This window comes from Chlamydia caviae GPIC (genome assembly GCF_000007605.1).
Classification (GTDB): domain Bacteria; phylum Chlamydiota; class Chlamydiia; order Chlamydiales; family Chlamydiaceae; genus Chlamydia; species Chlamydia caviae.
In genome coordinates, this window is record NC_003361.3 from 186,340 (window position 1) to 205,141 (window position 18,802).

The window sequence follows — 18,802 nt, forward strand, 5'->3', positions numbered from 1 at the left end:
TGTAGTGACGACTTCATAATAAATTACTTGTTTAAATTCCTAAACAGGTCTCCATTTGACGATTTTATTTTCAATTGGTATTTTAGTTCATTAGTATTTCTATTCAAAATATTCGCTAATTTAAAAGAGCCGCGCAATGAAACAGAGATTTGGACGCAATTTAAGTATAATTGTTTTTGTTTTTGGATTAGCTCTCTACTATGTGTTGCCCACATGTCTGTACTACTCGCGACCATTAAGTAAAAAAATCGATGAGAAGGAAGCGCAACAAATTGTTCGCAAGTTAACGAATCAAGTTTCTGAAGTACGCAGTGATATTATCCCTAGAGTTTCTTCGGTGCTTTCAGCGTTGAAATTACGCGGTCATATTGCACAACATCCCAGTATTCCAGGAGTGGTGAATATCCATTTCAAAGATCATGCGGATGCCTACACTTTTCTTGAAAATATGATTTATGGCGAACCCACAGTCCCTATAAAATCTTCACGTCTTTACGTATTAGGCTATGAAAGGAAGGAAGGCAGTGTTGTCCAGGTGACTGGATCTTTGACTACCGCTTTAACAGAAAAAGACTTTTCTTTTGTTTCTTATAATAGAGAGGATGCTGAATCAGGAACAGAAATCTTAAATATTGCCGCATCTTCAATTACTCCAAATCCTTCAGGTGCATGCTCTTGTGGCTATCCCTCGTTTTGGGCTACAGCATCGATAGATAGAGTCGTTCAGTTGGCTAAGAACCTTTCGTTAGGTTTGGACATTCTTCCTAATTTCAGAACAGCATCTCTACTGAATTATTTCTTTTCTTCAGAAAGAGATTATTCCGCATTTTTAGCACGCTTAGAAAGTTTATCGATGGACTCAAATATTTCTGAGCAACATCAATCTATTTTTCGTGACTTATGTCATGATCTGAAGACCAGAGCGCAAAGATGGAAAAAAACAACCACGCGCATTGTAGATAATTCTTTAGAGTGTAGCGCAGTATCTCCCTTCTTCTCTTCAGTAGAATTTCTTTCTAAGGAAAGAAAATTAGTATTTTGTCTCGATCCTCATGTGCTTGCTAAACGTGAAGAGTTGCCCATAGAACAGCGTTTGGATTTTGATGCTTGGTTGGCTAAAGAGAAACACAGACTAGCGCATAAATTTCAACGACCTTTGCAGGAGACCTCTCAGGGATTTTCATTGAATCTAAGTGATAAAGATGCGAGTGGAAAAATCGTTTTGCATGGCCAGCGTATCTATCAGGGAATGGTCGAGCATCTAGCTACATTGGCATTGAATAGACCTCCAGCAGAATCCTGTGATCTTGTACGAGAAAATTTTCCTATACACTGTCGTTTGCCTAGAGAAAGCGATACCTTCGGTTGTTTCATTTTCTCTCCAGAAAAAAGTTGCTCTCATTTCTCTAAAGGATCTGTTTACATAGTTTTGAAAGGGCTCCGCTCTGTAGCCGCGAAATATGAGAAGGGAAACGCAGAAGAGGCTAAGGTCTTCGATAAGGATCTACAAAATTTATATAATTGTTTTGCTTATACGGATGCTGCTCCATGGAGTATCGGAGAAGATGAGGTTTTAGAAGTTAAGGAGCCTCTACAAAGATTTTTCGATGTGTGGGGCGAGAACTTTGTTGTTTCTAACGAAGGTGAAATTGCTAGTCTTGAAGTTCGCGATATACGAGATCGTTTAGAAACGTTGAATCGCATTGAAAAGCACCGTCAAGAAGAATGGGTGCGTTGGCATGAACAGTACCAACAGGCCAGCTGTTCTATGGATGATCAGCAGCGTGTACGCGCTGCTGTGCCTCACCGAAGTGCTTTTGTTGAAAATCTCAAACTCAATCTACGAAAATACTCTCGTGGCGATAACGTTTTGCGCTTCGGGATTGATTTTATTGGTGGAAAACAGATCCGCTTAGCTTTTAAAGATCATCAAGGAAAGCAATTAACTGATAAGGAAGGGATCCTTAAAGTTTCTGATGAACTCTACGCTCGTTTAAATAAATTGGGCGTTGCAGAAGTCGAGATACGTAGGGAAGGAGATAACGTACATCTCAGTGTTCCTGGATCTACTAAAATTTCTTCCGAAGAAATTTTAGGTACCTCTCAGATGACGTTCCATGTCGTGAATGAGAAATTTTCTCACTATTCTGCGCTTCGCTATGAAGTGCAAAGATTTTTAGATTACCTGTGGTTCACAGCACGAAGTCAAGAAACGACATCTCCGGAAGCTATTAATAAGTTGGCAAGTCGTATCTTTAATGATCAGAGCTTCCCTTTGCCCACTAGCGTTAAAGAAGCAGTTGCAAAATTACAGCAAGAAGGTCTGGCTTTCCCTGAAGTTGGTGGTGAGGCAGCCTCTTCTCATTTGGATACGACGTATTCAATGATTGCTATAGAAAAGAATATTGAAGGTAGAGCAAATCCTTTGATGATTGTTTTCCGCAACTATGCTTTAGACGGTGCTTCTTTAAAAAACATCCGCCCAGAATTTGCTGTAGGGGAAGGCTATATCTTAAATTTCTCAGTAAAAGATACTGCAATAGCTCAACGAGCTCACAATATTTCTCCAACAGAGAGTTTCCACGCTTGGACCGCTGCTTATTGTCAGGAAGGCGTCAGTGGAACAACCAATAGCCAACACTCTTCTGGAAGAGGCTGGAGAATGGCTGTTGTTCTTGATGGTTATGTGGTCAGCGATCCTGTATTAAATGCTCCTTTAAAAGATCACGCTAGTGTTTCTGGAAAATTTTCACATCGTGAAGTAAACCGCTTAGCTACGGATTTAAAATCAGGATCTATGTCCTTTGTTCCTGAGGTTTTAAGTGAAGAAGTTATCTCTCCTGAATTAGGCAAGCAACAACGTACACAAGGGATTATCTCTATATGTTTAGGTCTTGCTGTTTTGATCATTTTGATGAGCGTTTATTACAAATTCGGAGGAGTTATTGCCTCGGGAGCTGTTATCTTAAATCTTCTATTGATTTGGGCAGCCCTACAGTATCTTGATGCCCCTCTAACTCTCACGGGATTAGCGGGAATTGTATTGGCCATGGGAATGGCTGTAGATGCTAACGTGCTTGTATTCGAAAGAATTCGCGAAGAGTATTTATTATCGCGAAGTCTTACCCAGTCTGTAGAAGCAGGGTATAAAAAAGCTTTCAGCGCTATCTTTGATTCGAATTTGACCACAATATTAGCTTCGCTACTTCTTTTGGTTTTAGATACGGGACCAATTAAGGGATTCGCTCTGACTTTAATCCTAGGGATTTTCTCTTCAATGTTTACTGCATTATTCATGACGAAGTTTTTCTTCATGGTATGGATGAATAAAACGCAAGAAACTCAGCTGCATATGATGAATAAGTTCATCGGCATCAAGCATGATTTCTTAAAAGAGTGCAAAAGACTTTGGATGGTATCCGGGAGCGTTATTGTTTTGGGATGCGTTGCGTTAGGTTTCGGGGCATGGAATTCCGTTTTGGGAATGGATTTTAAAGGTGGTTACGCTTTCACTTTAGACATGTCTGATCAGAAAGCTGTAGATGTTGTACAGTTTCGTAATAAGTTAGGGGATAAATTTAAGCAGGTAGGCTTATCTTCTAGAGACTTCAAAATTAAGACGTTAGACTCTTCTGAGAAGATAAAAATATACTTCAGTCAAAACGCATTAACTCGAGTACAAGCTTCTGAGAAACAGGTATTCGAAACCCCTGATCCTAATTTATCTTTAGTGATGGGCATACTTTCTGATACAGGAATAGACACTTCTTCAGAGAGCTTTAAAGATACCCAGAATTTCTGGCTTAAAGTTAGCGGACAGTTCTCTAATAAGATGCGTCAACAAGCTTGTATAGCGTTGGCGGGAGCCTTAGCGATCATTTTGCTTTATGTGAGCTTGCGTTTTGAATGGCGTTATGCATTTAGTGCTGTTTGCGCATTGATTCATGATCTTGTCGCTACCTGCGCCGTATTAGTAGCCACACATTTCTTTTTGCAAAAGATACAAATTGATTTACAAGCAGTCGGAGCTTTGATGACGGTTTTAGGGTATTCGTTAAATAATACCTTAATCATTTTCGATCGTATTCGAGAAGATCGTCAGGAAAAATTATTTACACCTATGCCGATTTTAATAAACGACGCACTGCAAAAAACCTTAGGAAGAACAGTAATGACCACAGCGACAACACTGTCGGTATTATTAATTTTACTGTTTGTTGGAGGCGGTTCAATCTTTAACTTTGCTTTCATCATGACAATAGGTATTCTTTTGGGCACACTATCATCTCTATACATAGCACCGCCTCTTCTTTTATTCATGGTTCGTAAAGAGGAAAGAAACAGGCAATAATTACAAGTTATTGCCTGCTTTGGTACAGAAGGATGAAAATTCTCTTTAGAAAAATAGATTTTTAAAGAGTTTACGGCGCGAAAATCTATGGCAATAAAAGATAATTCTTCTGTCCCCAGCCCTAACTGGGTATACCCTAAGCAGGATCCTGCTTTGCTTTCTGCTCTTATAAAGGAATTGCATCTTCATCCGATAGCTGCACAGATCTTTATTTCTCGAGGATTTCAAACTGTAAATGAAGTCCGCGACTTCCTTTATGTACACTTAGATAATCTTCACGATCCCGAACTCTTACTGGATATGACCAAGGCCATAGAGCGCTTGCTTCTTGCTAAAGAGCGCAATGAACACGTCATGGTTTATGGCGATAGTGACGTTGACGGCATGACGGGGGTGGCTCTTCTTGTAGAGTTCCTAAGATCTATAGATATGAAAGTTAGCTACTGCTTTTTGGGAGCTTTGCTAAAACATTACGGAGAACCGTCCTCATTAATTGCTAAAATGAAAGAGGAGAAGGTTACTTTACTGATTACAGTAGATTGTGGGATTACCGCAGGAAAAGAAGTCAGCGATATCAATAAGCAGGGAATTGATGTGATTATTACAGATCATCATATGCCTACGGGTAAAATTCCCCATTGTATAGCTACTTTAAATCCTAAATTAAGAGATCGTGCTTATCCGAATAAGGAATTAACCGGCGTAGGTGTGGCGTTTAAGCTCGCGCGTGGTGTTCTCAATGCGCTAAGGAAAGAGAACCCAAAACTAAAAGTAGATACTAAACATTTATTAGATTTAGTGACTTTAGGGACAGTGACTGACGTGGGGACCCTTTTGGGAGAAAACCGCACTATGGTCAGGCATGGTATAAAAGAGATTGCTAAGGGCTCGCGGTTAGGCCTGCATAAACTCTGTATTTTTGCTGGGGTAAAACCTTCCGAAGTGACCTCTACGGATATCGTTTTGAAAATATCTCCTAAGCTGAATAGCTTGGGAAGGCTTGCCGATGCTGCTAAAGGGGTGGAGTTATTACTCACCCAAGATCCAGAAACTGCAGATGAGATAATTCAATATCTCGATAAGATAAACAGAGAACGGCAAAAAATAGAAGCTGATGTTTTTCATGATGTACAAAAAATCCTGAAAAACAAACCCGAAATCGTTAAGCAAGCCGCTATCGTATTATCGTCGAATGATTGGCATGCAAGAGTCATTCCGATTATTTCTGCGCGCCTTGCCAAGGCCTACAATAAGCCCGTAGCTATTATTTCGAATCAAGGAGGCGTAGGGAAGGGGTCATTAAGAACTATAGGCTCTTTCCCACTCCTTGGGATATTACAGAAGTGCTCATCTTTGTTTATATCCTACGGAGGGCATGATTTTGCTGCGGGGATTATCATCAACGAAGACCAAGTAGAAGCATTCAGGAAGAAATTTATCCATCTTGTGAACTCATCATTAAAAAAGGATAAAGCAGTTCTTACCCTGCCCTTAGATGCTCAAGCTGATTTCGACGAGATAGATCACGATTTATTGTCCTCTATAGATCTTTTTGAACCTTTTGGGAAAGGAAACCCTATGCCGGTATTCTACACCATAGTCCATCAGGTGCGTTATCCTAAATTATTACCAGGAAATCATCTCAAGCTTTATCTTAACCACGGGGAAAGGAATCTGGAAGGCATTGCTTTTGGACTGGGAGATAGAATAGAGGCGCTTAAAGCAAACTGGAATAAGCCCTTGGAACTTGCCTATACGCCACGTTTATCCCAATCTTCTAACGGAGGAGTGATTCATTTACTCGTTCGAGATTTCCATATTCTTCCGCTAAATTATAAAGATAGCCAGCCAAAGTTTTAATTCCTTGAATGTGAAAAAAATACCCCCACCATCGCAGTATTTTCTAATACTTTTTTCTTGAGTTTTTCTACAGGCCCGTTTTAAATCATTCACCCAATTTTATTGACGGCTGGGTATCTTCACAAACGCATTTCTTCTAGACATTTTGGCTAAAGAAAATAACCCGATAATTCAGAATACATATTTTCTTTCGTAACATCTTATGAAAGGAAATAACCTAGGAATCTCCATAGTTGTAGCGCAGTTCTTCGGAAGGTTTTTGATGGGTTTTTTACCGCATTGTAAGGGTGATCAAAGATAATTCTTGATAGTTTTTATTTTAAAACATTCTTACTAATAAGAAGCATTTAATTTAAAATAGCGGAATAGGAACATTTTCTTTGTTTTATTCCATATTTTTTTTAAAATGTCCACTTTTAACTCCCATATTTGCAGCAGATATGTTTTCAGTTCCCCAATCATCTGTTATAGGTAATTCCCTGATCACGATGAACCCACAACCTGAAATTTTAATATTTTCCTCAGAAGCGGCTCGTCAGGCGCATAGGAGGCGAACTCTTTACCCCGTAATTTACAAGATACTTGATGTCATTTGTGAAATTATTAAGTGCATTTTCCGCATTATTTTGTTTATTCCGTTCGGATTACTTTGGGTATTGGGGAAGATTTGTCAGAATTGTTTGCTTCCGGCTGCTGGAGGGCTATTCACAGAGCAGCTATGCTTTGCGAAAAAAATATTGCAAGAGAGTTTTCGTTGTTATGTGGACGATTGGCTAGAGAGTGGTTATGCAAGTTCTGTAAAGCGTATTCCTATTCAATGTGATGATTTACTCATTGACGCCATTAGTATTCAATTCCCTGATGCTGAAAAAGATAGATGGATGCTGGTTTCCTTAGGGAATAGCGAATGTTTTGAAACTAGAGCTATGGTTTACTCTCGTAATGATTGGATATTGAATGTGGCGAAACAAGCGCGGGCTAATGTTGTAGTATTTAACTATCCAGGGGTGATGCATAGCAAGGGCCCCATTACACGGGAGTCTTTAGGAAAGGCTTATCAGGCATGTGTTCATTATCTTCGAGATCACCCTGACGGACCGAAGGCAAAACAAATTATAGCTTACGGCTATTCTTTAGGAACCCTAGTACAAGCGTTAGGATTGAGCAAGGAAGTCGTCGATGGAAGTGACGGGGTCGATTGGTTTGTCATTAAAGACCGTGGACCGAGGTCAGTTGCGGCGATAGCATCTCAATGGCTCGGGAAAGTTGCTGGATGGACAGCAACACAGTTAGGTTGGGAAATCAATTCGGCAAAATACAGTGAATCTCTTGTTTGCCCAGAATTATTCATACACGGAGAGGATTACCAAGCTCAACTCATAGGAGATGGTATGTTCAATAGGGATAATTGTTTTGCAGCACCATTTTTAGATCCTAATGCTCCTAAATTCCCTGGAAAGAAAATTCCTGTAGGGGAGTTCCTACTACAGCATAAGGGAGAGCTTGATGAGACGACCATACAGAATGTAGTTAAACACATCATAGATCACTATAGTCCGGAAGACCCCAGTGAAACACCAGATGATGGGGAATAACTTCAATAATACAAAAGCGTGTTTGTGACTGGTTAGAGAATCTTTTACGTAAAAGATTCTCTATGGCACTGTTGTCTCTACCTTAGATTTGTCTTCAAATTTAAGGTGCTAGTATGCGTATAAGCTACTGAGGCATATAAAATGCGCTTCAAAATAACTTACTATAGTTGAACAGTCTAAATGGAGCAATGATGAACGCTATTACGACGAATCTGATTTTTTCTAATCTGTCTATTTGAGTTTCAGAGGTTGGGAGTTTATTTCTAAATAACTAAGTACAGACTGTAAAATTAGGGAGATTGGGATGTTGTCCGAACTCTTCCTAGAGATATTCCATTCAAGTGCTTTAGGATGGGGAGTTTGTGTTTGAGTGGGCTTGTATTTTCAAGATGTCTATGTTTTAACGTTAAGAAATATTAATAAAATGACGGAGTAATTTGGTTTTATTAAGATTTAAACAAAAACATCAACTTTATATTAACAAAAAAGCTTGATTAATAAAGCTTTTCTTAGGAAAATACTTATTTAAAAATTTCTAAAAATTAAGGAAGAACTACTAACTATTAAGGTTGTTTTAATTCTAGAATATGTTGAGGGGGGAGGTTTGCTAACGTATGGAATGCATACAACATGAAAGCTGTTTTGATTTAGATGACAGAGAAAATGCACAGCAACTTGAAGTGCAAGAAGGAACTGAGATGGTTTCTATTACACAGGCGGCAAAGTTGCATAATGTAACACGTCAAGCAATTTATGTAGCAATCAAACAAAAGAAACTAAAGGCTTCTAAAACAACCCGATGGGAAATCGATCTTAAGGATTTGGAAGACTATAAGCGTAACCGTTATTCAAGAAAGAAGTCTCTTTATCAGGGGGAGCTACTCTTTGATAACGACAAGGGGTTTTACTCTGTAAATCAGGTGGCTGATATGCTAGGGATCCCTGTGCAGAAAGTTTACTACGCTACCCGCACGGGAACCATGCGAGGAGAACGCAAAGGCGCAGCTTGGGTTATCTCTCAATCAGAGATCGATAGATATAAGAGCGAGTATTTAAATAAGCAAACAGTGAAGAAAATGAAAGAAGTTGCGGTTGAACACCCTACAGCTACTCCAGCAGATGCTGTTTTTTCGGGAACCGCCTTATTTGAGAACGACTAGTTCATATTTATCTTCTCCTGCTTCTTAAGCTACCGCTTTTATCTCCTTCGCCTTTCTAACTTCTCGTGTTTTTTTTGATATTCTGTTTATATGCAGATAGATTAGATCTGCGTGTAAATTTCCATAGAAGCTCTGTAGCTTTTACTAGGGATACAGAGTTTTTTCTTTGCCCGCCTCTAATTCGGTAATCGAGGTGCCTAGAGAGGATTTCTCTTGAAGAAATAACTAGGTTCGAGGTATCAAGTCTCTTTCGTCTTAGGATTAAAAAAGAATGGCTTGGGAAAACGTACGCGTTAGAGTTGCGCCGTCGCCTACAGGGGATCCCCACGTAGGGACAGCCTACATGGCTTTGTTTAACGAAATCTTTGCAAAACGATTCAATGGGAAGATGATCCTGAGAATCGAAGATACCGATCAAACACGTAGCCGTGATGATTATGAGAAAAATATTTTCTCCGCTCTTCAATGGTGCGGTATTCAATGGGATGAAGGACCAGATATTGGCGGTCCTCACGGCCCCTATAGACAGTCAGAACGTACGGAAATCTATAGAGAGTACGCAGAGCTTCTTTTAAAAACAGATTACGCTTACAAGTGCTTTGCTACGCCTAAAGAGCTTGAGGAAATGCGTGCTGTCGCCACTACTTTAGGGTACCGCGGGGGATACGATCGCCGTTATCGCTACCTCTCTCCTGAGGAGATAGAGGCGCGTACTCAGGAAGGCCAACCCTATACCATTCGGTTAAAAGTTCCTCTTACTGGTGAATGTGTTCTTGAAGACTACTGCAAGGGTAGAGTTGTTTTTCCCTGGGCAGATGTTGACGATCAAGTTCTTATGAAATCCGATGGTTTCCCTACATACCATTTCGCTAATGTTGTAGATGATCATCTTATGGGCATTACTCATGTTCTTCGTGGAGAAGAATGGCTGAGTTCTACTCCTAAACACCTGCTTCTTTACGAAGCTTTTGGTTGGGAACCGCCTATATTCTTGCATATGCCCTTACTCCTTAATCCCGATGGTACAAAACTATCGAAAAGAAAGAATCCTACTTCGATCTTCTATTATCGTGATGCTGGGTACATAAAAGAAGCCTTTATGAATTTCCTGACTCTCATGGGTTATAGCATGGAGGGGGATGAAGAGGTATATTCTTTAGAGAAGCTTATTGCAAACTTTGATCCTAAGCGGATTGGAAAGTCCGGAGCGGTTTTTGATGTTCGTAAGCTAGATTGGATGAATAAACACTATCTAAATCATGAGGGATCACCAGAAAATCTATTAGCTAGACTGAAGGATTGGTTGGTCAATGATGAGTTTTTATTGAAAATTCTTCCCCTCTGCCAATCTCGGATGGCGACACTTGCAGAATTTGTCGGGTTATCAGAATTTTTCTTTTCAGTTCTTCCTGAGTATTCCAAGGAAGAGCTTTTACCAGCCGCAATCTCTCAGGAGAAGGCTGCTATCCTTTTTTACAGCTATGTAAAATACTTAGAAAAAACCGATTTATGGGTTAAAGATCAGTTTTATCTAGGGTCTAAATGGCTTTCGGAAGCTTTCCAAGTCCATCATAAGAAAGTGGTGATTCCTCTTCTTTATGTGGCTATTACTGGAAAGAAACAGGGATTACCCCTGTTTGACTCTATGGAGTTATTAGGGAAACCTCGTACGCGTATGCGTATGGTTCATGCTCAAAATCTACTTGGGGGAGTTCCTAAGAAGATCCAAACGGCTATCGATAAGGTTCTTAAAGAAGAAAATTTCGAGAATAAAATCTTAGAATTTTAGTCTGATTAAGTGGACAGTACCTCTATTGAGAATGCGATCACGCTATATATTTTGTGGGAAGGATGCTTGAAATATCGACTTGGCGATGGAAAACTCTAAAGAGTTTGCTTGCTTAGCTAGGGGGATGCATCCTTGTGCGAGAATATAGCTACGAGGAGGGGGAGCGTAGGAACAGCTGGAGACAAACAGAGATGTAAAGATAGCCATATGTAAAAAAGAAAATCTTTTCATTTCCAACTTCCTATTTATTTAAATGTTAGAACAACATTTGTTTATTATCTATTAATTAAAAGAGTTGTTTTTACAATAAAAGCCCATGCTTATAACAATCAATAGTTTATGAAAGGCGAAAAAAGCTCCTTTCCCTCAAGCATTTCATGCAAGTTATTCATAATAACACTCTTCTAGTTCTATTTATAAATCGTTCCCATTTAACAAAACTGCTTTAATTAATGCTTTAGTTTGGTTTTTAGTATCAGAAAAATAGTTAATTTAAGAAAAATATAAATAGAAAAAAGAATTGATAAAATTTTTATTTTCTATTGTAATATTGTTCATGGGAAAGCGCTTTATTAATTATTAAAAATTGAAAGGGTTTTTAATAAACAATCAAGCGCGTTAAGTTTTCTAATTAGAAAGGAGTTATAAACTTATGAAGAAAGCTATTTTATTAGCTGCAGTATGTTGTGGTGTTGTTGGCTTGAGTAGCTGCTGCCGTATCGTAGATTGCTGTTTCGAGGATCCTTGTGCACCTAAGTCTTGCAATCCTTGCAACGTTTTCAAGAAAGACGGCGAATGCAGTCCTTGTGGTTCTTACACACCTTCTTGCTCTAAGCCTTGTGGCTCTGATTGTAATGCAAAAGTTCAAGGACCTCAAGCTAAAGGTTGTACATCTCCAGACGGTAGATGTAAACAATAAGTAGTGGTTCTTAACTATTTACTTAAATTGGTTAGGTAGTTAGGAGGTAAATTATTTCCCTGTTAACTACCTTTATGAAAATAAACTTAAATGTTGAGGGTAAGAGTCCATCACTTTCTACCCGATGGCAGAAGAAAAAATAACACACGCGATAGGAGATCCCTATGTCCAAACTCTTCAGACGAGTAGTTACGGTCCTCGCGCTAACTAGTATGGCGAGTTCATTTGCCAGCGGGAAGATAGAGGCCGCTGCTGCAGAGTCTCTTGCTACAAGATTTATTGCTAGTGCTGAAAACTCAGATGACAATATTTCGCAGAGAAAAGCCAAGAAAGTTAGATTTGGTCGTAATAAATATCAAAAACAAGAACAAAAAAATAATGGCCCTTACTGTGATAAAGAATTTTATCCGTGTCAAGATGGCTCATGCCAATCATCAGTAGATACTAAGCAAGAACCTTGCTACGGCAAAATGTATTGCGTACGTGTTAGCGATGATAGTAACGTTGAAATTAGCCAAGCTGTACCTGAATATGCAACAGTAGGATCTCCTTATCCTATTGAAATTCTTGCTGTAGGTAAAAGAGATTGCGTTAATGTTGTTATCACTCAACAGCTTCCTTGCGAAGTTGAATTCATAAGCAGCGATCCTGCGACAACACCTACTTCCGATAGTAAATTAATTTGGACAATTGATCGCTTAGGTCAAGGTGAAAGATGCAAAATTACTGTTTGGGTAAAACCTCTTAAAGAAGGTTGCTGCTTCACAGCTGCTACCGTATGTGCTTGCCCAGAACTTCGCTCTTATACCAAATGCGGACAACCTGCTATTTGCATTAAGCAAGAAGGCCCTGAGTGCGCTTGCTTACGTTGCCCAGTTTGTTACAAAATCGAAGTTACCAACACAGGTTCTGCTATAGCCCGTGGTGTTGTGGTTGATAACCCAGTACCCGATGGGTATTCTCACCCTTCAGGACAACGCGTTCTTTCCTTTAACTTAGGAGATATGCGTCCTGGTGATACAAAATGCTTCACTGTAGAGTTTTGCCCTCAAAAAAGAGGAAAAATTACCAACGTTGCTACTGTATCTTACTGCGGTGGACATAAGTGTTCCGCTAACGTAACTACTGTAATCAACGAGCCTTGCGTACAAGTAAATATCTCCGGAAATGACTGGTCTTACGTATGTAAGCCTGTAGAGTACACCATTGTTGTATCTAACCCAGGGGATCTTAAACTTTACGATGTTGTTATAGAAGATTTAATCCCATCAGGAATTACAATTTTAGAAGCTCCTGGTGCTGAGATCTGCTGTAACAAAGCTGTATGGTGCATTAAAGAGATGTGTCCAGGAGAAACTCTTCAATTTAAAGTTGTTGCTAAAGCTCAAACCCCAGGCAAATTTACAAATCAAGTTTCCGTAAAAACAAACTCTGATTGTGGATCTTGCACTTCTTGCGCAGAAGTTACAACTCATTGGAAAGGTCTCGCAGCTACCCATATGTGCGTAATTGATACCAATGATCCTATTTGCGTAGGTGAAAATACTGTATACCGTATTTGCGTAACCAACCGTGGTTCTGCAGAAGATACTAACGTTTCGTTAATCCTTAAGTTTTCTAAGGAATTACAACCCGTTTCTTCTTCGGGTCCAACAAAAGGAACCATTACAGGTAATACAGTAGTATTCGATGCTTTACCTAAACTAGGTTCTAAGGAATCTGTAGAGTTTTCCGTAACATTGAAAGGAGTTGCTCCTGGAGATGCCCGCGGAGAAGCTATTCTTTCTTCAGATACTTTAACAGTACCTGTAGCAGATACGGAAAACACACACGTTTATTAATCTTTTAAAATTCTTTAAAAGATCTTAAACGAAAAAGCCGTCCTAGATTGCATCTAGGGCGGTTTTTTTTGTTTCAGACTTCTTGAAATTCTTTGGAATTTTTTGAAGAGCCCTCTTGATAAAATCTAAAAAAATTAAATTAAAAATTTTAATTAAATAATGGAGTTGGTTAAACTCTTTCGTCTTACGTTTTTAGAGAAGGAGTTTAACATGTTAACAGGTGTAGAAAATAGCGAAAGCGGCGTTATCGATCTAATTAAACCAGGATTGGATGATGTAATGAAAAACGAAACAGTACAAGTGACTTTGGTGAATTCTGTATTAGGATGGTGTAAAGCGCATATCGTTGATCCGATAAAGACATCCAAAATTGTACAATCAAGAGCCTTCCAAATTACCATGGTTGTACTTGGAGTTATCCTACTTATTGCTGGTTTGGCTTTAACTTTTGTATTGCAAGGGCAGCTTGGCAAAAATGCCTTCTTATTCTTAATCCCTGCGGTTATTGGTTTGGTTAAACTTCTAACCACCTCAGTGTTTATGGAAAAACCTTGCACTCCAGAAAAATGGCGTTTATGCAAACGTCTTTTAGCAACAACTGAAGATATTCTAGATGATGGGCAAATTAACCAATCAAATACGATTTTCACTACAGAAAGTTCCGACGTAACGAATACAGCAACGCAATCGTAGTTAAGATGGCATAGCCTTGAACTTTGTAATGTTTTGAGACATTAGGAGGCGTTTAGCCTCCTAAAGAAATAGCCGCCTTGCGCTCTCTTAAAAGAATCATGTCCTTTAAAATATTCACAGATTCTTCCATTTGTAAATCATTGCTTCCAAAAGGTCGTATTGCCTCTGAGGGATCTTTTAACTCATCTAAGAAGATCTTATAGTTCTTATTTTCACTTAGACGTTGTTTACTATTTGCGGTTAGCTGAGGAAGCATCTCTTTCCAAACAGTCTCTTCTTTCTGTAGATTGGGAGTGTAGTATTTTTGAAACCAAGGACGCATTTGGGCATCTAGGTCTTTTAAATTATCATCCATCACATTATCACAACTATCCGCAGGGAGGGGATGTTCTAGATAACGCTCTCCTAAAGGTTCTGCAAAATAACGCGAGGCGATATGGATATCAGAGCGTACACCTTGAAGTTGTGTAGATTTTCCAGAAGGAGAGTAGTATTTCCCTACAGTAACCTTGAAGAAGCCCTCTTTATCAGAATCTGCCGTAATTGTTTGATGTTGGATTGTCCCTTTCCCATAAGTTTGTTCATCACCAACGATTATAGCTACGCCATAATCTTGAAGCGTTTGAGCAACAATTTCCGCCGCAGATGCAGAGCTTTTCGAAACAAGAATAGTTAAAGGACCATCGTAGAACTTTTTAGGAGATACTGTGCGGTAACGCTTGATGCTGCCGTCTGCGTAGCGAGAGACAACAACGACACCGTTAGTCATAAATAATCCCGACACCTTGATAGCTTGTGAGAGAAATCCCCCAGTATTTTCTCGAATATCTAAAACTAGCCCTAGGAGATTCTTATCTTGTAGACTTTGAATCGCACGTTTTAAATCTTGTTCGCTAGAGATTTGATTTTCTCCTTCATAAAAAGAATGCAGCGTGATCTTTCCTATAACCCCATTGCCATAGGACTCATAGGAGACATCCACACGACGATCGTCCAAGCTGATCTTCTCACGTCTTAATTTTACTGTACGGTTTTGATCTTGACTATGGACATCTAAGGTAACTTCAGAACCTTGAGAACCTCTAAGACAGTCTAATACCGCTCTAAAGGGAAGATTCTCTATATTTTTGCCATCAACACGATAAATGATGTCATCAACATGTAAGTCTCCAGTTTTGTGGGCAGGCCCTCCAGGAATGATCTCCTTTACACTAACCCCATCAATATCTTCTTTTAAGATTACACCAATCCCACACATGCCTTTTTCTAATTGAATACGCATAGCAAGGGCTTCATCCTTACTAAAGTAGGTGGTATGCGCATCTAAGCTATGAGCCATAGCCTTAACTACACGAACATGGAAGTGGTGCGACTCCTCTTGAGGAGACATAGGTTTCCCATAGTCATTAATCCCTAAGTAGGGGTTTTCATGCGCTTCGAGTTGTCGTACACAAAGTTGAGTTAAAGAAGCTTCCTTGCCCTGATAGCGGTTTTTAGAACTATCTGATAGGTACACAGAAATATAAGAGAGAAGTAAAGAACGCTGTCTTTCTTTAACCTCTTGGATAGAGCGCGCCCACTGCTTAGGTTTCTTAATCAGTGCATGGGTAGCAGCTTCTTTAACCAAAGCCTCAGGATCAGATAACCATTCAGTTCGCCACTCGCGTGCTCGAATAATGCTATCTTTAATTACACGATTTAAATTCTGATAAATCGCAAAATTATTCGTCTTATAATTTTTCAACAGACGTTTCTTGATATCTGTAGATTGGATAAAATTACCTACCTCTTGTTCTGTAAGATAAGCTTTGTGAGAATCAAAAGATTGCGAATATCCTCTTAATGAACGCATAAGAATATCGGGGGAGATATCTTGAACATCCACATGATATTCAATCAATCGATCCACAGTTTTTCGGATGTCTGCTTCATGAAGTAATTCAGAAGCAAAAGAGAAACTGGGAAGGCAGGTTAGAACAAGAGCGCAAAGACGTAGTATTTTTATCATTACAAATATCTTTGTTGATCACGGATACTCGTAACATCGACACAAAATCCTCAGGCTTGAGCGAAGATTTTTGGTCTCCAAAAAAAAACTATTTAGAATAAACAGGTTGGTAAAAAAAATATTCTTTTTAAGATAGCGGAGCGAAGGGACGTAATACGTCGCACGCATCGCAAAGTGTATTGATCAATAATATTCCGGCTGCAATGAAAACCAAGAAAGAACCTATAATAAAGTAGGCTCCTGAAAAAGGTAGTGTTGCTTGAGGAAGGAAACTTAATCCAGATAAAATCAAAGCAAGAATCAAAAATACAGCCGCCGCCGCAGTCATCACAATATTGCGAGAGGAAGCATATACTCGCTGCTGACAACTTGCGTGTAAAGAATTAGCTGGAATTTCCGTAATCATGCCTACCTTCGACTTATTTAGGAATAAATATTATAAAAAAAATGACATAAGAAAACACTTAAAATAAAAGTTTTTTAACTTAGATCGTTTTCGAGATTCTTTTATGCATTATCTTTGTTTTTTCACATTGATGGCTTCTATTTTAATGAGTGGAGCTGCTTCTCGTGCATATGCTGAAGATTTTCCTTGGGTAGCACCCAAATCTCTTACCATACTCGGTAGCCCCTTTATCGATGTTGTTCTCGATGTTGATGAAGAATTTATCGAAAATTGTAATTTGAAAATCGGAGAGATACAGACTTTAAGTAGCTTCGATATTAAAAAATTTTTTTTTATGTATAAAGAGGCTTTCCCTGAGAATCCTATTCAGGTGACGAGGAAAGAGCCTCTCAGTCTTACTGAAGATCAGCTAGCTAACTTAGGGATTGCAAGTTTACGCAATGGTAATGCCTATTTCAATTCTCCAAAACATGCGGAGCATGGCCCCGCATTTAATGAGTTGGATCAACTGCGACTGATTTTATGCTGCCCAAATCAAGAAGACACTTTATGTTACTTCTCCCAGGAAGCTCCTGAGTCTTCAACGGAATTGTGTCTATCTCCTGATGGGCGATATACTCTGATTGATAGTGAATTATTTCTTTGCGGCTTTTGTATAGAAAGTTTTTTAAAAAGAACAGAGAGCCAGACACAAAAGGTCTTGCTTGATCTGAATAATTCACGTGTTGCTTCTCGATTTAGAGATCGGATTTGGTCGTTATTGCCGTATATAGACGTTCTTTTTTTATCCGAGGGGTCAATAGAAGCGATCACAGGGATTTCCAATCCAACTACGGCAAGACGCCTGCTTTCTCGCATTGTTCCTACGGTATTTGTTCAAAATGCATCTGAAGACAAAGCACATATCTACTTTATGCAACACGGAAAAGAAACAGCTTATAGTTTAAAACAAGACACACAACAAATCGTTCTAGGGTTTCTTTTCGGCTATATTAACGATAATGTAGTCGATAATTATTTCCACTCTAGTGATCTTTTATTTGAAAATGCCTAATTTCTTCTCTTACGAATCATAAGAGTCATTTTTCCAATGCTAAAACTGAAAAATAAGTTTTTCACGTTAGAACGATTTTTTTGAATATCAGATGATTATACTCTAATTCCTATCTGAAAATAAGCCCTTGCAAACAAAGGGATCCTTACTCTATATTTTCCCCCTTATAGTAGTTAGGTTGAATTGAGAAGGATACATGCCAACCATTAATCAATTAATACGTAAAAAGCGTCAATCTAGCGCGTCTAGAAAGAAATCTCCAGCCTTGCAGAAATGTCCACAAAGACGTGGTGTATGTCTACAAGTGAAGACAAAGACTCCTAAAAAGCCGAACTCAGCTTTACGTAAGGTTGCTTGGGTGCGCTTGTCTAATGGCCAAGAAGTTATCGCTTACATTGGTGGTGAAGGTCATAATTTACAAGAGCACAGCATCGTTTTGGTTCAAGGTGGTAGGGTTAAAGATTTGCCTGGTGTCCGTTATCACATCGTTCGCGGAGCTCTAGACTGTGCTGCTGTCAAAAATAGAAAACAAAGCCGCTCTCGATACGGAGCAAAGCGTCCTAAGTAGGACTATTCTTTATTTAGGAATGAGAAGTTAGAGGTTAATTTATATGTCAAGACGACATGCCGCTGAGAAGAAAGTAATTCCAGCAGATCCTATCTACGGAAGTGTAACCTTAGAAAGGTTCATTAATAAAGTTATGATGCACGGAAAAAAAAGCATCGCTAGAAAGATAGTCTATTCTGCTTTAGAGAGATTCTCTAAAAAAATCGGTGCGGAGAATGTTCTAGAAGCTTTTAAAGAAGCCTTGGAAAATGCAAAGCCTTTGCTCGAAGTTCGCTCCCGTCGTGTTGGAGGAGCAACTTATCAGGTTCCTGTAGAAGTTGCTGCAGGAAGAAGAGATTGCTTGGCTATGAAATGGATTATCAATAATGCCAGAAACAAGCCTGGAAAGTGCATGGAAGTAGGACTAGCAACCGAGCTTATTGATTGTTTCAATAAACAGGGAGCTACCATCAAGAAACGTGAAGATACCCACCGTATGGCTGAAGCAAACAAAGCATTTGCTCATTATAAGTGGTAAAATAATATTTAATCTCGGTTTGGAAGGGGCATAACAAGTTC

Annotated in this window: 14 protein-coding genes; 11 read left to right on the forward strand and 3 right to left on the reverse strand. The window is 39.1% G+C overall.

Annotation, left to right across the window (positions count from 1 at the left end):
* Nucleotides 1–136 precede the first annotated feature (136 nt).
* The 5 genes from secD to gltX all read left to right on the forward strand — a co-directional run bounded on the left by secD (nucleotide 137) and on the right by gltX (nucleotide 10,755).
* Nucleotides 137–4,351: a protein translocase subunit SecD gene (gene secD, locus CCA_RS00930; RefSeq protein WP_011006150.1), complete on the forward strand. Its 4,215-nt coding sequence runs from the start codon at nucleotides 137–139 to the stop codon at nucleotides 4,349–4,351.
* Between the two features lie 87 nt (nucleotides 4,352–4,438).
* Nucleotides 4,439–6,211, forward strand: coding sequence for a single-stranded-DNA-specific exonuclease RecJ (gene recJ / locus CCA_RS00935; protein WP_011006151.1), 1,773 nt, complete (start codon nucleotides 4,439–4,441; stop codon nucleotides 6,209–6,211).
* Between the two features lie 488 nt (nucleotides 6,212–6,699).
* Nucleotides 6,700–7,806, forward strand: coding sequence for a CPn0927/CPn0928 family alpha/beta hydrolase fold protein (locus CCA_RS00940; protein ID WP_193328803.1), 1,107 nt, complete (start codon nucleotides 6,700–6,702; stop codon nucleotides 7,804–7,806).
* A 614-nt stretch (nucleotides 7,807–8,420) separates the two neighbouring features.
* Nucleotides 8,421–8,966 (forward strand): helix-turn-helix domain-containing protein, encoded by a 546-nt coding sequence (locus CCA_RS00945; RefSeq protein WP_011006153.1) that lies wholly within the window; start codon nucleotides 8,421–8,423, stop codon nucleotides 8,964–8,966.
* A 271-nt stretch (nucleotides 8,967–9,237) separates the two neighbouring features.
* Nucleotides 9,238–10,755 (forward strand): glutamate--tRNA ligase, encoded by a 1,518-nt coding sequence (gene gltX / locus CCA_RS00950; RefSeq protein ID WP_011006154.1) that lies wholly within the window; start codon nucleotides 9,238–9,240, stop codon nucleotides 10,753–10,755.
* A 42-nt stretch (nucleotides 10,756–10,797) separates the two neighbouring features.
* Here gltX and CCA_RS00955 read toward each other — a convergent pair whose 3' ends face one another.
* Nucleotides 10,798–10,986: a hypothetical protein gene (locus CCA_RS00955; protein ID WP_011006155.1), complete on the reverse strand. Its 189-nt coding sequence runs from the start codon at nucleotides 10,984–10,986 to the stop codon at nucleotides 10,798–10,800.
* Nucleotides 10,987–11,407: 421 nt separating this feature from the next.
* Here CCA_RS00955 and CCA_RS00960 point away from each other — a divergent pair, with 421 nt between their 5' ends.
* From CCA_RS00960 to CCA_RS05155, 3 genes are all read left to right on the forward strand, one after another.
* Nucleotides 11,408–11,674 carry a small cysteine-rich outer membrane protein gene (locus CCA_RS00960; protein WP_011006156.1) on the forward strand — a complete coding sequence of 89 codons (267 nt, stop codon included), beginning with the start codon at nucleotides 11,408–11,410 and terminating at the stop codon, nucleotides 11,672–11,674.
* 164 nt (nucleotides 11,675–11,838) lie between these two features.
* A complete protein-coding gene (gene omcB / locus CCA_RS00965; protein WP_011006157.1) occupies nucleotides 11,839–13,515 on the forward strand; it encodes an outer membrane complex protein OmcB in 1,677 nt (558 codons plus the stop codon).
* A 210-nt stretch (nucleotides 13,516–13,725) separates the two neighbouring features.
* On the forward strand, nucleotides 13,726–14,208 hold the full coding sequence (locus tag CCA_RS05155; protein ID WP_011006158.1) for a cysteine-rich outer membrane protein: 483 nt from the start codon (nucleotides 13,726–13,728) through the stop codon (nucleotides 14,206–14,208).
* A 52-nt stretch (nucleotides 14,209–14,260) separates the two neighbouring features.
* On the opposite strand, the gene CCA_RS00975 is transcribed toward CCA_RS05155, so the two are convergent.
* Both CCA_RS00975 and CCA_RS00980 read right to left on the reverse strand, forming a co-directional pair.
* The gene (locus CCA_RS00975) at nucleotides 14,261–16,216 is read right to left on the reverse strand and encodes a S41 family peptidase (RefSeq protein WP_011006159.1); all 1,956 of its coding nucleotides are present in this window, start codon (nucleotides 16,214–16,216) and stop codon (nucleotides 14,261–14,263) included.
* A 127-nt stretch (nucleotides 16,217–16,343) separates the two neighbouring features.
* Nucleotides 16,344–16,622, reverse strand: a complete 279-nt coding sequence (locus CCA_RS00980; protein ID WP_011006160.1) for a membrane protein — start codon at nucleotides 16,620–16,622, stop codon at nucleotides 16,344–16,346.
* A 103-nt stretch (nucleotides 16,623–16,725) separates the two neighbouring features.
* Between CCA_RS00980 and CCA_RS00985 the strand changes: the two genes are divergently transcribed.
* The 3 genes from CCA_RS00985 (at nucleotide 16,726) to rpsG (ending at nucleotide 18,761) form a co-directional block, all read left to right on the forward strand.
* Nucleotides 16,726–17,676, forward strand: coding sequence for a hypothetical protein (locus CCA_RS00985; protein WP_011006161.1), 951 nt, complete (start codon nucleotides 16,726–16,728; stop codon nucleotides 17,674–17,676).
* 196 nt (nucleotides 17,677–17,872) lie between these two features.
* Nucleotides 17,873–18,244, forward strand: coding sequence for a 30S ribosomal protein S12 (rpsL, locus tag CCA_RS00990; RefSeq protein ID WP_006342868.1), 372 nt, complete (start codon nucleotides 17,873–17,875; stop codon nucleotides 18,242–18,244).
* 43 nt (nucleotides 18,245–18,287) lie between these two features.
* Nucleotides 18,288–18,761 (forward strand): 30S ribosomal protein S7, encoded by a 474-nt coding sequence (gene rpsG / locus CCA_RS00995; protein ID WP_011006162.1) that lies wholly within the window; start codon nucleotides 18,288–18,290, stop codon nucleotides 18,759–18,761.
* The last annotated feature ends 41 nt before the right edge of the window (nucleotides 18,762–18,802 follow it).